The organism is Candidatus Omnitrophota bacterium, assembly GCA_030650275.1.
Taxonomy (GTDB): Bacteria; Omnitrophota; Gorgyraeia; order Zapsychrales; family Fredricksoniimonadaceae; genus JACPXN01.
Window position 1 is genome coordinate 118,304 of sequence record JAUSEK010000011.1, and the last position, 14,272, is coordinate 132,575.

General features: G+C 51.3%; 16 protein-coding genes. All 16 read left to right on the plus strand.

What is annotated here, in order from left to right; all coding sequences use genetic code 11:
• Positions 1-8: 8 nt before the first annotated feature.
• The 16 genes from Q7K71_03355 to Q7K71_03430 are packed head-to-tail and all read left to right on the plus strand — an operon-like array spanning position 9 to position 14,249.
• Positions 9-887, plus strand: a complete 879-nt coding sequence (locus tag Q7K71_03355) for an NAD(P)-dependent oxidoreductase (GenBank protein ID MDO8675141.1) — start codon at positions 9-11, stop codon at positions 885-887.
• Positions 888-909: 22 nt separating this feature from the next.
• Positions 910-1,566 carry an HAD family hydrolase gene (locus tag Q7K71_03360; protein MDO8675142.1) on the plus strand — a complete coding sequence of 219 codons (657 nt, stop codon included), beginning with the start codon at positions 910-912 and terminating at the stop codon, positions 1,564-1,566.
• Entirely contained in the window at positions 1,566-2,345 is a 780-nt protein-coding gene (gene kdsB, locus Q7K71_03365; protein MDO8675143.1) for a 3-deoxy-manno-octulosonate cytidylyltransferase, read from the plus strand. Before Q7K71_03360 ends, kdsB begins: the two co-directional genes overlap by 1 nt.
• A 1-nt stretch (position 2,346) precedes the next feature.
• On the plus strand, positions 2,347-3,282 hold the full coding sequence (locus Q7K71_03370) for an NAD-dependent epimerase/dehydratase family protein (protein MDO8675144.1): 936 nt from the start codon (positions 2,347-2,349) through the stop codon (positions 3,280-3,282).
• An 11-nt stretch (positions 3,283-3,293) separates the two neighbouring features.
• Positions 3,294-4,199 (plus strand): class I SAM-dependent methyltransferase, encoded by a 906-nt coding sequence (locus Q7K71_03375; protein MDO8675145.1) that lies wholly within the window; start codon positions 3,294-3,296, stop codon positions 4,197-4,199.
• A gap of 4 nt (positions 4,200-4,203) precedes the next feature.
• The gene (locus tag Q7K71_03380) at positions 4,204-4,863 is read left to right on the plus strand and encodes a CatB-related O-acetyltransferase (protein MDO8675146.1); all 660 of its coding nucleotides are present in this window, start codon (positions 4,204-4,206) and stop codon (positions 4,861-4,863) included.
• Positions 4,838-5,677, plus strand: coding sequence for a methyltransferase domain-containing protein (locus Q7K71_03385; GenBank protein ID MDO8675147.1), 840 nt, complete (start codon positions 4,838-4,840; stop codon positions 5,675-5,677). Before Q7K71_03380 ends, Q7K71_03385 begins: the two co-directional genes overlap by 26 nt.
• 4 nt (positions 5,678-5,681) lie before the next feature.
• The gene (locus tag Q7K71_03390) at positions 5,682-7,457 is read left to right on the plus strand and encodes a hypothetical protein (GenBank protein MDO8675148.1); all 1,776 of its coding nucleotides are present in this window, start codon (positions 5,682-5,684) and stop codon (positions 7,455-7,457) included.
• 15 nt (positions 7,458-7,472) lie between these two features.
• The gene (locus Q7K71_03395; protein ID MDO8675149.1) at positions 7,473-8,129 is read left to right on the plus strand and encodes a cyclase family protein; all 657 of its coding nucleotides are present in this window, start codon (positions 7,473-7,475) and stop codon (positions 8,127-8,129) included.
• A gap of 14 nt (positions 8,130-8,143) precedes the next feature.
• Complete coding sequence (locus Q7K71_03400) at positions 8,144-8,950, plus strand: methyltransferase domain-containing protein (protein ID MDO8675150.1); 807 nt, start codon at positions 8,144-8,146, stop codon at positions 8,948-8,950.
• 8 nt (positions 8,951-8,958) lie between these two features.
• Positions 8,959-9,657: a PIG-L family deacetylase gene (locus tag Q7K71_03405; protein ID MDO8675151.1), complete on the plus strand. Its 699-nt coding sequence runs from the start codon at positions 8,959-8,961 to the stop codon at positions 9,655-9,657.
• A gap of 1 nt (position 9,658) precedes the next feature.
• Positions 9,659-10,573: a glycosyltransferase family 2 protein gene (locus tag Q7K71_03410; GenBank protein ID MDO8675152.1), complete on the plus strand. Its 915-nt coding sequence runs from the start codon at positions 9,659-9,661 to the stop codon at positions 10,571-10,573.
• Positions 10,570-11,589, plus strand: coding sequence for a dTDP-glucose 4,6-dehydratase (gene rfbB / locus Q7K71_03415; GenBank protein ID MDO8675153.1), 1,020 nt, complete (start codon positions 10,570-10,572; stop codon positions 11,587-11,589). Before Q7K71_03410 ends, rfbB begins: the two co-directional genes overlap by 4 nt.
• Positions 11,586-12,311 (plus strand): sugar phosphate nucleotidyltransferase, encoded by a 726-nt coding sequence (locus Q7K71_03420; protein MDO8675154.1) that lies wholly within the window; start codon positions 11,586-11,588, stop codon positions 12,309-12,311. Before rfbB ends, Q7K71_03420 begins: the two co-directional genes overlap by 4 nt.
• Positions 12,308-13,144 carry an NAD(P)-dependent oxidoreductase gene (locus tag Q7K71_03425; GenBank protein MDO8675155.1) on the plus strand — a complete coding sequence of 279 codons (837 nt, stop codon included), beginning with the start codon at positions 12,308-12,310 and terminating at the stop codon, positions 13,142-13,144. The genes Q7K71_03420 and Q7K71_03425 overlap by 4 nt, the downstream gene beginning before the upstream one ends.
• Positions 13,134-14,249, plus strand: a complete 1,116-nt coding sequence (locus Q7K71_03430) for a glycosyltransferase family 4 protein (protein ID MDO8675156.1) — start codon at positions 13,134-13,136, stop codon at positions 14,247-14,249. The genes Q7K71_03425 and Q7K71_03430 overlap by 11 nt, the downstream gene beginning before the upstream one ends.
• Positions 14,250-14,272 lie beyond the last annotated feature (23 nt).

Genomic DNA, 14,272 nt, shown 5'->3' on the forward strand with positions numbered 1-14,272 from the left:
GGAATCATATGAAAGCGATTGTTTTTGGAGGCGCAGGATTCTTGGGAAGTCATGTGGCGGACGCGTTGACGGATGCCGGATACGCGGTCACTATTTTTGACCGTAATCATTCGCCGTATGCGCGTTCTGATCAGAAAATGGTCGTTGGTGACATCCTGGACCGCCAGGCCGTGAATGACGTGGTCCGCGGCGCGGATGTTGTTTATAATTTTGCCGGGATCGCGGAGATCGATGAGGCGGCCCAGCATCCTTTTGACGCCGTGCAGGACAATATTGTTGGGAATACAACAGTGCTTGAGGCCTGTCACGGAGCAAAGGTCAAACGTTTTGTTTTCGCGAGTTCTCTTTACGTGTACGGCAAAAGCGGTTCTTTTTACCGCAGCACCAAACTTGCCTGTGAACTTCTGATCGAGAATTATCATGAGGTCTACGGGCTTTCGTATACGATCTTGCGCTATGGTTCGTTGTACGGCCCGCGTGCGGGGGACACGAACGCGATCCACCGTTTTGTCAAACAGGCGCTGACAGAGGGGAAGATCGTCCGTCATGGCGATGGCGATGAGTTGCGCGAATATATCCATGTTTTAGATGCCGCAAAGGGGAGTGTGGCCATTTTGGCGGATGAATTCAAGGACCAGAATGTGATCTTGACCGGCCAGCAGCAGATGCGGATGCGCGATTTTCTCACGATGATCCGTGAGATCATGGACAATAAAGTGGCGGTTGAATATGTTCCGGCCACAGAGTCCTATCATTATGAAATTACGCCATATACCTTCATGCCCAAGATGGGCAAACGCCTTGTGCAACCTACGTATTTTGATCTCGGACAGGGGATTTTGGATGTTATTCACAGCATGTCCAGGGAGTTGAATTCACCTGTTTAAGTAGATGTTGAAAGGTTTAAGGATGATCAAGGCCTTGATTTTTGATTTTGACGGGGTAATTCTTGAATCGGTGGATGTGAAGGGCTGGGCATTCCAAAAGATCTTTGAGGGCTATCCCCAGCGGCAAGAGCAGATCTTAGCCTACCATTATGAGCATGGGGGATTACCACGGGCGAATAAGATCCGGCATATTTTGAAGGAAATTTTAAAACTTTCTTATGATGACGCGATCGTCGCGCAATATTGCGAACGTTTTGGAGAGCTTGTTTTTAAAAGGGTCGTTGATTCACCCTTTGTCCCCGGCGCCCGCGAGGCATTGGAGGCCTTTCAAGGGCGCTTTTTGACCTTTGTTGTCTCCGGAACACCTCATGAAGAGATGAACCGCGTTGTGGATGCCAGGGGTTTGCGTTCCTGTTTTTCCGCTGTTTATGGTTCGCCGGTGATGAAGGATGAACGGACAGGAATGATCTTGGCCGAACACGGCCTTGCCCCGCGGGAGGTCCTTTGGATCGGCGATGCGACAAGCGACCTGCGGGCCGCGGCAAAATACGGGATCCGTTTTGTCCTGCGTTCCTGGCCGGGCAATGAAGGGATATTTCGTCATGCCAGGGCCGATTTCAGGATGAATGATCTCACAGGCCTGCCGTCTTTGATCCAACAATTGCAGGAGAAAAAATAGTGAATATCGTAGGCGTCATTCCGGCCCGTATGAGCGCGTCGCGGTTCCCGGGAAAACCTCTGGCCAAGATCTGCGGACTGCCCATGATCGAGCATGTTTATAAACGCTGCGCGATGTCCTCCATTTTATCGGACCTTTATGTCGCGACTTGCGATGAAGAAGTTTTCAAGGCAACAGAGGCCTTCGGGGGGCGGGCGGTGATGACCAGCGATTCCCATCAACGGGCCTCTGATCGCGTGGCTGAAGCTGTGGGGAAGATCGAATCTTCCAGCGGGCGGAAAATGGATATTGTGGTGATGATCCAGGGGGATGAACCCATGGTGTTCCCGGAGATGATCGACATGGCTGTTGGTCCGCTCATTAAGGAAAAAGATATTTTTGTGGCCAATCTGACGGCCGCCATCACCTCCAAACAAGAGCACGAAGACCCCAACTGCATTAAGGTCGTCGTTGACCGTCACTTCAATGCCCTTTATTTTTCACGTCAACCGATCCCTTTTTTCAAAGGCCCCGCCGCTCCTCTGACGCTGTATAAACAAGTGTGCATTATCCCGTTTAAACGCGATTTTCTTTTTACATACTCCGCGCTGGAACCAACGCCGCTTGAAAAGGCGGAGTCCGTTGATATGCTGCGCGTCCTGGAGCATGGGTATAAGGTGCGCATGGTGCCTTTTGATCTGCTGACCTTTAGCGTGGACACGCCGGAAGACCTCGTGCGCGTGGAGGCATTGCTGTGTCAGGACCCGTTGAATGCCCAATATAATAAAAAAGGGAAATGATATGCCGGGCAAGCGTTATTTAGTGACAGGGGCAGCGGGATTCATCGGCGCCGCCGTTGCCGGCAAGCTTTTAAATAACGGGCATGAGGTCTGGACGATCGATAATCTGTCCACGGGTTTTGAAGCCAATGTCCCGAAAGGTGTCCGTTTGATCAAGGGGAATTGTCAGGATCCAGAGATCATTGCCCAGCTTGAAGGCACACAGTTTGACGCCATCGTGCATATCGCCGGGCAATCATCGGGCGAGATCAGCTTTGATGATCCCGCCTATGACCTGCGCACGAATACCGAATCAACCCTGCGTTTGATCCAGTTCGGTCTTGGCACCGGCTGTGACCGTTTTGTTTATGCGAGTTCAATGTCCGTGTATGGTCCTGTGCCCGAGACAGCCATTCCGGAAACCCATGAACCCAAGCCGCTTTCTTTTTACGGAGTAGGAAAATTAGCGAGTGAACATTATTTACGGATCTATCAGACCAAGGGCCTGAAATCCACGGCGCTTAGGTATTTTAATGTCTATGGCCCCTGTCAGAATATGCAAAATTTACGGCAAGGCATGGTCAGTATTTTTTTGGCCCAACTGATCAAGCACGACAAGGTGGTTGTCAAAGGCCCCCTGGACCGGTTCCGCGACATGATCTACATTGATGATATTGTCAACAACACGATCAAGGTCATTGATCATCCGGGGACGTTCGCAGGAGTGTTCAATTTCGGTACAGGCGTGAAAACAACGGTGGGAGAGCTTTTGGAATTGATGATGAAACTCGGCAAGATCAAGAAAGAGATCGTCATTGCCGCCGGGACGCCGGGCGATCAAAAAGGGATCTACGCGGATATTTCCCTGGCCCGTGATACATTCGGGTTCAAGTGTGACTGGACCCTGGAGCAGGGGCTGACGAAAATGGTCCACTGGGCTAAAACAGCGCGATGGTAAAGGCGGTTGTTATGAAACCGGAGTGCCGGTTTTGCAAAGCGGGCAGTGCGGCCCAGTCCATTAAGGGAAAGAACGTGTACGGCGGCCGGCCGGACCAGCATTTCTGGCTGTGCGCGGAGTGCGGGATCATTTATCTTGATCCGCCTTTGAATGAGGATGAAGAACTTGATTTTTATAAGAAAGAATTTGAGAAGTTCATGGAGCGCCGCGCGGGGAGCGATATGGACTGGAGCGGTCCGGACCAGCATGTCCGGTCTAATCAACGGGAGGTCAAACGCCGCATGCCGTTCTTGGCCAGGCATCTGAAAGCGGGAGAGCGTGTTTTGGAGATCGGATGTTCATCCGGATTCATGTTGAGCGCCTTGCGGGAGAAGGGTTTGAACGTGACCGGTTTAGACCCCTCCGGGGGGTTTATGGATTATGTGCGGGCCAAAAAGATCCCTGTATTCCAGACCCTGGACGAACTGAAAGCGGCCGGCGCCCGAAATTTTGACGCGATCATTCATTATTATGTTTTTGAACACATCCGTCATCCCCTTGATTTTATCAAGCAATACATGGAACTTCTTAAAGACGGGGGCCTCATGATCTTTGAAGTGCCTTGCGCCACCGACCCTCTTGTTGAGCTTTATAAGGTCCCGGCATTTGATGAGTTTTACTGGTCGGTCGCGCATCACTGGTATTTTACCCGCGATAGTTTGGGGAAGGTCCTTAAAAAGGCGGGGGTTGCTTTCGAGCTTTACCCGGACCAGCGTTATGATATTTCCAATCATATGACGTGGATGCTCGACGGCAAACCCGGCGGCTTGGCCCGCTGGAGCGCCGCTTTTGGAGAGGCGCTGGACCAACAGTACAAAGAACGCCTGAAAGAATTGTGGCTTTGCGACACCATTATTGCCGTTTTGAAAAAGACATAGAGATATGAAACTTCTGGCGATCATAGCGGAAAAGATGTATCTTCTCGCCCCCTTACGTCCGTTTGCCTTGCGTCTTTTAAAGAAGTCGCGGAAAAATGAGCTGGATAATGACCGCCTGCGTTCTATTTTTAAGAAGTATCATGGCGTTGAGATCGGCGCCTATAGTTATGGAGGGTGTTTTGACCCCAACAAGGTCCCGTCAGGGACAAAGATCGGCCGGTTTTGTTCATTTGCGGATGAAGTGATGATCATCCCGACGGACCATTTGGTTTCAGCGGTCTCAACGCATCCGTTTTTGTTTAAACCGCATCTTGGGTTCATTGAAAAAGACCCGCGTCCTGCGCATGATTTAGAGATCGGCAACGATGTTTGGGTGGGGTATCGGGCTGTGATCCTCCCCGGGGTCAGAAGGATCGGCGACGGGGCCATCCTGGCCGCCGGCTGTGTGGTGACAAAGGATGTGCCTGCCTATGCGGTCATGGCCGGTGTTCCGGCCAGGGTCATTAAATACCGTTTTAACGAAACGATCGTGAAACGGTTATTGGAGGTCCGTTGGTGGAATTGGCCGGCGGAAAAGATCTTTTCCAAGGCCAGGGTTTTTTTGGATCCGGATGAATTTATGAGACGGGAGGGAATGGATGAGTTTAAAAAGAAAGGCCTTTGATTGGCTTTCCTCTTTGGCTGTTCGCCGGGCCGTGAGGCAAGATCCTTCTTTGCGGCAGATGTGGGACCTTTCCAACAGGGTTTTGCCTGAGCTTGGAGATCATTACGCCACGGTCCACATCAAGGAGGAAGAAACCCTGCTTCGTTTGAGATTGCTTGTCTGCGCCCAGGCCTTGTTTGTCAAGAAAGTGATTGCCCGTTTGAAGGGCCAGGGCCAGCGGGTCAGCTCCTGGGTTGATGTGGGCGATTCCGACGGCGCGGCGCGGCTTTTGTTCCTTGCCGGCGTTGATCCGGGGGATGCGATCAAAACCTTGGGGGTCAATCTTGAGAAAGAGGCCATTGCCCTGATCAGAAGCAAGGGGCTTGAGGCCGAGCATATGAACGCGATGGATCTGCACAAAAAAGGGATCGGATGCGATCTGGTTTCGGTTTTTGAGACCCTGGAACATATGCCTGATCCGATCGGTTTTTTGGAAAACATGCAGGAGGTGGTCGGCGAACGGCTGTTGATCTCTGTGCCGCTGATCGTCAGAAGCAGGGTCGGCCTGCGGTATTTGACCAAGAAATGGGAGCCCTCCAAGAAACCGGGGTATAGCAACAATCATATGTTTGAACTCTCTCCGGCGGATTGGCAAAAATTGTTCCAACACTCCGGCTGGGCCATCGACGAGGAGTGGAAGGTCCGTCAATATCCCCGCTCGGGGTTATTGAAGAATGTGATGCAGGCGGCCTGGCGCAAGATCGCTTTTGAGGGCTACTGGTTCGTTTCTTTAAAGAAGGACAAGACGTTTTCCAACCAATTTATTAAAGGTTAAGATCTTGGCCGGCTGTAAAATCCATATTCTTTCAGGCCTTACTCATCGCAATGTCCCACTCAATTCGAATGGGATATTTTTCTTTTGCTCCCGCAAGCTTTCCCGCGCCGAGATCCGGGTCATCCGCTCCACAGGCCTCAAGAGGTATTATTTAAAGCCCTTATCAGCAGGGCAAGAACAAAAGTTTTTTTCCGCTTTCGGGGAGTTATGGGAGAAGGTGGTCAAGGGCAAGGGCGCCGATGACCCCTTTTGGCGTAATGGTGTTTCTTCCAAGATGCAGGAATGGGAAAATTCAGCCGGGTATTTAGCCGTCACTCTTTTCGCCTTATCGCAAGACCCCCTGCTTGCGAAAACGGAATTGATCGTTTTACCCGACAGCGTTGAGGAAGCTTCGGTATGGCGCGCCTGGGGCTTGGCGCATGACTGGACCGTTGTTTCGTATACATTCGGTTTATGGCAGGGGATCAGGCAGGAGTTGGAGAATGGGATGAGGGCTTTACGTCTGGCCGGCCTTTTTCTTAGGAAGAAATGGCGCGCGCGGCCGCGGACTTTTCAAATAAGGCCGGGGGCTTTTTTAGTCGTGACATTGTTTTACCGTCGGGTTTTTGATCGTCAAGAATATGAAGACCTGTTCTTTGGAGATCTGCGCAAAGAGAATGCCCGTTCGGAACGGGACATCTTTTATTTAGGGGACGCGATCGACGGACTTGAAAGCGGTGACCAAAAGCGAATGGGAAAAGAGAGCTGGCCGGTCAGTATTTACAGCCTGTTGTCCTGGCCCGATATGTTCGCGGGGTTGTCATCCGTGCTCATGGGGAGACCGCGTTTTGTCGGTTGTTCTTTTGCGGGCGTGGACTTTTCCGCTGTCCTGACGTGGCACGCGCGCCGGTCCCGCTATGATCATAACTTGACCGCCGAGTTTTTTTATCGCGCTGTGCGTCGGGCGTGTCAGAGATGCCGTTTTGATAAAATGCTTTTCGCCTTTGAGGGAAACGCGTATGAGCGCGCGGTGATACAGGCTTTCCGCCGGATGGGACACGGCGTGATCGACGCCTACAGCCACGCGGTGATCTATCCTTTAAATCTTAAATTATATCTTTCGGTCTCCGAGATCGCCCGGGCCCCGCAACCGGATCGTTACCTGGTCTGCGGCAGTTGGGTTCGGGACGCGTTCATGCGCGTCAGGCGTGTACAGGTGCCTGTGATCAGTGTTTGTTCTTTGAGGGCCATCCCCAGGACCATAGAACGGGCCGTAACTCAAAAGGAAGAAATTTTAGTGGTTTTAGACGGGGTTTGGTCCACGGTCCATCTGGTGAACTGGCTCTATGAGAACCGGAATATTTTTACAAAATATAAGGTCTTCATCAGGCCCCATCCGAATGTGAACGGCCCGCGTCTTTTCAGCCAGTGCCCGCAATATCAAGAAGGGGTATTTGCTATTTCCAACCGGTCCCTTCAAGAGGACCTGCGGCAGGCGGCGTGTGTGCTCTATAGACAATCCTCCGTGGGAGTGACGGCCCTGATGAACGCGGTCCCTGTGATCCATTTGAGAATTGACCTGCCGCTTTCCGGGGATCCATTGGAAGGCCTGGAGGCGGGCAAGCTCTGTGTGGAAGATGCCGAAGGTTTAAGGCAGGCATTGCTTCGCATCCCTGATCTGCAGGCACAGCTCAATGATGATCAGGGGAAGGCCATTGACATCGCGCGTCATTATTTTGACGCCTCTTCTTCAGAGCTGATCCGGCCTTTTTTAGAAATTTTTCCTTTAGCACGTTCTTGATCGAGAGGGGTCCTGATGAGAGGGGTTGGTCATAAAAAGTGGATCGATGTCACGGTGCCTATTTGTCACGGGATGATCTCTTGGCCCAGTGATCCTCCCGTGGAAATTTCGCGGTACAAATGTATCGGCAGGAATGGGCAATTGAACAACGTTGCCTTATTGAAGATGGGGAGCCATACAGGCACGCATATTGATGCTCCCAGGCATTTTTTGAAAGACGGCCTGACCGTAGATGCCATGAGCCCTGAACTTATGGTGGGGCCTGTGAATGTTATTCAGATCAAGGACCCCGTTGCGGTCCGTGCCGCACAACTTAAAGATCAAGGAATAAGACCGGGACAAAGGATCATTTTAAAGACGCGGAATTCTTCCACTCAATGGTGGCATAAAGGATTTAATAAGGATTTTGTATATTTGACATTGGAGGCCGCCGAATTTTTGGCCTCCCGACGGGTCAAATTGGTGGGGATCGATTACCTTTCCGTTGGCGGTTACAAACACGAAGACGGCGGTAAGGTCCATAAGGCCTTGCTGGAGCGTGGGATATGCATTGTGGAAGGCCTGGCTCTTTGTGATGTAAGGCCGGGACTTTATGATATAATGTGCCTTCCGATGAAGATAGGACAGGGGGACGGGGCCCCGGCCCGGGTTTTATTGCGCAAGAAGAGATGAGAAAGAGAACATCCATGCCGGATAAAAAATTCAGTTATGAAGAGCCCCAGGAGGCCTTGAGTTCAAGAATATCCGCTCATCTGCGATATAGCGATTTTAACCTGCATGACTGGATCAGAAACAGATTTGTCATTGCTCGCGGCAGTAAAGTCCTTGATCTGGGGTGCGGTAACGGGAATTTTACAAAGTTGTTTTGGGAATGCGTGCGGCCCAATGGGGCGGTGATCGGCTTGGATAAGAACGCGCAAGTCATCACGGATGCCAAAAAACAGAATAAGGGACTTCCGCCGTCGCTGGTCAAATATTTTGTGCAGGATTATGACCGTCCTTTCGCGGACCTTGGGATGCGGTTTGATTGGATATTCGCGATCTACTCGTTGTATTATACGGAAGACAGCGCCAGGATCCTGGATATTACAAAAAAAATGCTGTCATCGGGCGGGACGTTCGTGGTCATCGGACCGGCCCCTCAAAATGTCCGCGATCTTACTGATTTCAGCCGGGACCTGACCAAAAAAGATCCTGATCAACAGCATTTTGGACGGATCGAACGGATCTCCAAAGAATTCCATCCGTTATTTGATCAAATGTTCGGCAAAGCCAATGTCACCTATGAAGAAATTGACAGTGTCATGACATTCCCTGACGCGCACAGTTTTGCGGAATATTACTGGTCAACGCTGTTATGGCGTGAAAGCATCCAGGGTCTTTCCGCGGACAAGATCGGGTCCCTGAAAGCGGAAACATTAAAACGGGCCTCAGCGCTCCCGGCCCTTCAGATCAAAAAACAGATGTCCTGTCTTGTCGGCAAGGTCAATTAGGGGGGGTTATGGATCTCAATTCAAAAACACGGTTGTTGATCATTGCCGCCCATCCTGATGATGAGTTATTAGGATGCGGGGGGACCATTGTCAAAGCCCTCAAATATAAAGCCAAGGTGGAAGTGGTCTTCTTGGGCGAAGGGATCTCGGCCCGTTTTCCCGTCGGCCGGTATGATTCTCCCGAATTTAAGAAATTCACTCAACAGAGAAGAAAAGAAGCGCAACAGGCGCTGAAGATCTTGGGTGTCAAAAATGTTCATTTCGGCACAAGGCTGTGCGTCCAGTTCGATACATACCCCATGATCTCCATTGTCAAAGAGATCGAAGAGAGGATGAAGGCCTTTCGTCCCACCATGCTGTTGACCCACAATCCTTCAGAAGTGAACATTGACCATCGTATCACTTATGAAGCCGTTGAAGCGGCCTGCCGTCCGACCAATCCGTGGGTCCCCAGGGCCATTTACACCTTTGAGGTCATCTGCAGCGGCAATTGGAAATTTGATCCATTTTTCAAACCGAATGTTTTCGTTGATATAGAAAAATATTGGCCCAAAAAGGCCATGGCGTGGCGTTGTTATAAGGGGGAGCAGAGGCCTTTTCCGCATTTCCGTTCTGAAAAAGGGCTGGAAACGCTCGCCATTTTTCGGGGATTGACGGTGGGCATCAGCAAAGCCGAAGCGTTCCGCCTGGTCCGCCGGATCGTTTAGAATGACCTATAGCATCATCCTTCCGACATTGAATCGCGCAAAGCTGGTCAGGAATTCACTGGCCTGTTTTGAGAAACAGACGGTCTTGCCCTATGAAGTCATCGTTGTGGATCAGAGCGATGATCAGGGCACCCGTGATATTTTTTCGGCATGGAACCCGCCGGGGATCAGGAAGAAATACATCCACCGGGAGGTCAAATCACTGATCCTGGCGCGGCATGCCGGTTTAGACGCCACAGATGAGACCGATCTGGTGACATTTTTTGATGATGACATCACGCTGGACCCTTTGTTTTGTGAGGAGATCATCAAGGTATTTATCAGCGATCAAGCGCACCGGTATGCCGGCGGCATGGGCACTGTTGCGGGTTGGAAATACCGGTTCAAACCATTTCAGGCCTTTTTTTTAATGCCGCATGAGGGCAGCGGCCGTTTTCTTGCCAGCGGGGCCCAAACGTTCCCTCACTGGAAGAAAGAATTTTCTGAAACGGAATTCCTGTCCGGCGGGTGCACATTCTGGCGACGGAAGATCATTCAGAAATATCGTTTTGATGAACGGTTAAGCGGTTACGGCCATGCGGATGATGTGGATGTTTCGTATAGGGTCTCGCGGGACCATAAACTTTTTTTTCAACCCAAGTCGGTGTGTTATCAGATCAAAGATCCTGCGGGAAAAGATCCCGGCCGACAATATCGGCGGGTATGGATACAAAATATGTATTATTTAGTGCAGAAAAACAAATTGTCCATGGCCGCGTATGCCTGGTGCGTTGTGGGGCACATGTTGCGCGATCTGATATGCCTGGATCTCCAGAGATTTCTCGGATGCACCGAAGGCGTATGGAATATCATCCGTGATCGCGTGGATACGGTCCAGGGATACGATGATTTTAAACACAGGACAGAGGCATTATGAAGACCGGCAGGACTAAATATTTGATCACAGGCGCGGCCGGTTTTATCGGGAGCAATTTCGTCCATTATTTATACCAGCAGCATAAGGATATTGAGGTGGTTGTGCTGGATAAAATGGCTTACTCGGGCAGTCCGCAAAGCATCAAAGAGCTTAAGGCCTATCCCGGATTTCATTTCATTCAGGGTGATATTTGCGATCCCGCGGCAGTCAAGAAAGCCATGGCAGGAGCGCGGGTGGTGGTCAATTTCGCGGCTGAAGTGGCGGTGGACCGGTCCATCCTTGACCCGGATTCATTTCTTAAAACGGACATCATGGGGACCTATACCCTCCTGCAGGAGGCCCGCCGGCAAAAGCAGCTGCAAAGGTTCGTCCAGATATCCACCGACGAGGTCTATGGCCAGATCCTGGAGGGCAGTTTTACGGAAAGCTCCGAATTGAAACCCCGCAACCCTTATGCCGCTTCCAAACTGGGAGCGGACCGTCTGGCATATAGTTTCTTTGTGACCTACGGTCTTCCGGTGCTTGTGACCAGATCGTCCAATAATTACGGACCGCGGGCCTATTTGGAAAAAGTGGTCCCGCTATTCATCACCAATCTGATCGACGGACAGCAGGTGCCTGTGTATGGCGAAGGCAAACAGATCCGGGACTGGTTGTTCGTGGAAGACCATTGCAGTGCCATTGATCTGCTCATTGAGCGCGGCATTAATGGTGAAACTTATAATATCGCGGGCGAACAAGAACTGACGAACATGGAATTGACGGGCCTTATCTTGAAATTCATGGGCAAGGACAAGTCATCGGTCAAATTTGTCCAGGACCGTCCCGGGCACGATTTCAGGTATAGTCTGGATTGTTCCAAGATGAAACAATTGGGCTGGCGCCAGCGGCACGGCATCAAAGAGGGGCTTCAAAAGACCATCGCGTGGTATCAGGACAATCCCGGCTGGTGGCGTCCGGTCAAGGAGCAGATGGACGCCCGTTATCCGGCCGGTTATTGGGGGGAGAAAAAATGAGAGGTGTTCTGCTTGCCGGAGGCACCGGCGCAAGGCTGCGTCCGCTGACCAATGTGACCAACAAGCATTTGCTGCCCGTGTATAAGAAGCCGATGATCTTTTATCCGCTGCAGACATTGATCGATGCCGGCATCAAGGATATTTTGATCGTCACCGGAGGAGAGCATGTCGGGGATTTCTTCAGGCTGTTGGGGTCCGGAAAGAATTGGGGCGCGCGCTTCAGCTATGAGATCCAGGAAGGCAATGCCGGGACCGGGGCCGCTTTATTACTGGCGGAAGATTTTGTGCGTGATGAAGAATTCATGGTGATCCTGGGTGACAATGTGGTCACCGAAGATGTGTCGCGGTTCGTGAAAAGTTTTAAGAAAGAAAAAGAGCGGTTCAAGGCCAAAATTTTGATCGCCAAGGTCCCGGACCCGCAAAATTACGGGGTGGTGACCTTTAAGGGTAAAAAGATCTCCGGCATCATTGAGAAACCCAAGGACCCCCGTTCCCCATACGTCAATACCGGTTTATGGATGTTTTTGCCCGACGTATTCGGACACCTGAAACAGCTTAAGAAAAGCCCCCGGGGAGAGTATGAGATCACCGATGTTCTGGCTTATTATGTCAAGCAGGGGCTGTTGACGTACTCCGTTTTAAGGTCCGCGTGGACCGATGCCGGTTCGTTTGATTCTTTGTATAGAGCAACGGTCCTGATGAGGCGGCTGGAATCAAGATGAATATCCTGGTGACAGGGGCCGGCGGCTTTGTCGGCAAAAGCTTGTGTCCGCGCCTGGTCCAACGCGGGCATAACGTGTCCGGCCTTGCCCACGACATCACCACACCTTTTCCTTCACCTCTTCGTTTTGATCTGGTCGTTCATTTGGCCGCGCATAATGTGACTCACGTCGGGGACCAGGACAACGGTCTTTACGCGCGCGTCAATGTCCAGGGCACAAAGAACGTGCTGGAGGCCGTTGACGCCGGGCATTTTATATTTTTGTCCACGGCGAAGGTCTATAAGAACGAAGGCCTGCCTGCCGGCCAGGCAGGCCTGCCGTTGACCGAAGATTCTCCCCTGGGTCCCGTGGGCGCTTATGAAGCAAGCAAGTTGAAAGCGGAAGAGGCCTGCCGTTCATTTTTTAAAGGCAAACGTCTGGTCATTTTAAGGCCGGTCAATATCATGGGCGAAGGCCAGGCGCCCAAAGCCCTGCTTCCTATTTTCTTTCAGAAGGCCAGACAGCATCAGCCCTTAGAGATCATGGGTTCAGCCCGCACGCCTGTTCAGTTCGTCTATGTGGACGATGTGGCGGATGCTGTTGAAGCTGTGATAGATCATCAGGAAGTTGACGGCATTTTCAATATTGCCTGTGATCAGATCGTGACCATTGAAGAATTGGCCCGCAAGGTCATTGCGTTGACCTGTTCGTCTTCACCGTTAAATATGCCCGGCGGCAGGGAGGATGTCCCCTGCTCGAGGGTCATTTGCGATAAGGCCCTGCGGCAATTGGGGTGGAAGGCCAAAACCGGTTTGGAAGAAATCCTGCAGAGATACCAGGAAAATGCCGCCTAAGAAGATCAAAATATTGGTTTGCGGTGTTTTGCCGCCGCCGAATTTCGGACATAGCATGATTTATAAGATGCTGATGGCGTCCTCGTTTGCCAACGCGTTTGAGACCAAATTCCTGAACATGCGGTTTTGGACCTACGGCACTGATCAAAAGGTGACGGCGGGAAAGCTTTTTAAGATGGTCAAATATTATGCGGTGTTCGTTTGGACCCTGCTTTTTTGGCGGCCTGAATATGTCCTTTATAACAGCAGTTTCTATCGGATGCCGTTTTTGAAGGACCTTTTATTCTGTTGGACAGGGATCATTTTAGGAAGCAAGTTCATATTTCATGATCTGGGACAGTATGTGAGGGAACTGGACGGGTCCTTGGAGGGGCTCAAGAAGTCGGCCCTGCGCTGGATGCTTAAGAACATGGGCGGGAGCATCATCATGGGCGAGAAAGTGCGTCAGGATTACGACGGCCTGGCAGATCCAGCGAAACTTTTTGTCGTCCCCGGCGCGGCAGAGGACTCCAAAGAGACCGTGATCGATGCCCCCAAAATTTCAGGGCGGATCAACGTTTTGTATTTTTCCCATATGAGCCGTTTAAAAGGCGTGTACACGGCTTTTGAGGCGGTGTCCCGCGTCCTTCAAGAACGCGCGGATATTATGGCGACCTTTGGCGGGCCGATGGAGGACCAGGAAGTCAAAAGCCGCCTGGAAGAATTACAAAAGGGTTATCCCCAAAGGGTCCATTATCTGGGATATGTAGAGGATGCGGTTGAACGGACAAGAATTTTCAGGCAGGCGGACATTTTTATTTTTCCGACCCTCAGGGACGTATTCGGACTTGTTCTTTTGCATGCGATGGCCGAGGGATTACCGGTGGTGGCCTCGCGAGAAGGCTCGATCCCTGAAATTGTACCGGAGGACACGAACGCCCTGCTCGTTGATAAAGGGGATGCAAAGGCCCTGGCTGACAAGATACTTCTTTTGGCGGACGATCGTCATTTGCGCGAGGAGATGGGCCAGGCCAACCGCCGCAGGTATTTAGACCACTATTCGCCGCAGGTGTACGGCCGCAAAATGGTTGAAGTTTTTGAACAGATCCACGGTATTATTCGTTAGACAACTAAAAGCATGAACGCTAT

Excerpts from the sequence above, each read along its gene's own strand:
- Q7K71_03380 (MDO8675146.1), top strand. The coding sequence starts at position 4,204 with ATGAAACTTCTGGCGATCATAGCGGAAAAGATGTATCTTCTCGCCCCC.
- Q7K71_03375 (MDO8675145.1), top strand. The coding sequence starts at position 3,294 with ATGAAACCGGAGTGCCGGTTTTGCAAAGCGGGCAGTGCGGCCCAGTCC.
- Q7K71_03400 (MDO8675150.1), top strand. The coding sequence starts at position 8,144 with ATGCCGGATAAAAAATTCAGTTATGAAGAGCCCCAGGAGGCCTTGAGT.
- Q7K71_03410 (MDO8675152.1), top strand. The coding sequence starts at position 9,659 with ATGACCTATAGCATCATCCTTCCGACATTGAATCGCGCAAAGCTGGTC.
- rfbB (MDO8675153.1), top strand. The coding sequence starts at position 10,570 with ATGAAGACCGGCAGGACTAAATATTTGATCACAGGCGCGGCCGGTTTT.
- Q7K71_03355 (MDO8675141.1), top strand. The coding sequence starts at position 9 with ATGAAAGCGATTGTTTTTGGAGGCGCAGGATTCTTGGGAAGTCATGTG.
- Q7K71_03430 (MDO8675156.1), top strand. The coding sequence starts at position 13,134 with ATGCCGCCTAAGAAGATCAAAATATTGGTTTGCGGTGTTTTGCCGCCG.
- Q7K71_03370 (MDO8675144.1), top strand. The coding sequence starts at position 2,347 with ATGCCGGGCAAGCGTTATTTAGTGACAGGGGCAGCGGGATTCATCGGC.
- Q7K71_03425 (MDO8675155.1), top strand. The coding sequence starts at position 12,308 with ATGAATATCCTGGTGACAGGGGCCGGCGGCTTTGTCGGCAAAAGCTTG.
- Q7K71_03405 (MDO8675151.1), top strand. The coding sequence starts at position 8,959 with ATGGATCTCAATTCAAAAACACGGTTGTTGATCATTGCCGCCCATCCT.
- Q7K71_03395 (MDO8675149.1), top strand. The coding sequence starts at position 7,473 with ATGAGAGGGGTTGGTCATAAAAAGTGGATCGATGTCACGGTGCCTATT.
- Q7K71_03360 (MDO8675142.1), top strand. The coding sequence starts at position 910 with ATGATCAAGGCCTTGATTTTTGATTTTGACGGGGTAATTCTTGAATCG.
- Q7K71_03420 (MDO8675154.1), top strand. The coding sequence starts at position 11,586 with ATGAGAGGTGTTCTGCTTGCCGGAGGCACCGGCGCAAGGCTGCGTCCG.
- Q7K71_03385 (MDO8675147.1), top strand. The coding sequence starts at position 4,838 with ATGAGTTTAAAAAGAAAGGCCTTTGATTGGCTTTCCTCTTTGGCTGTT.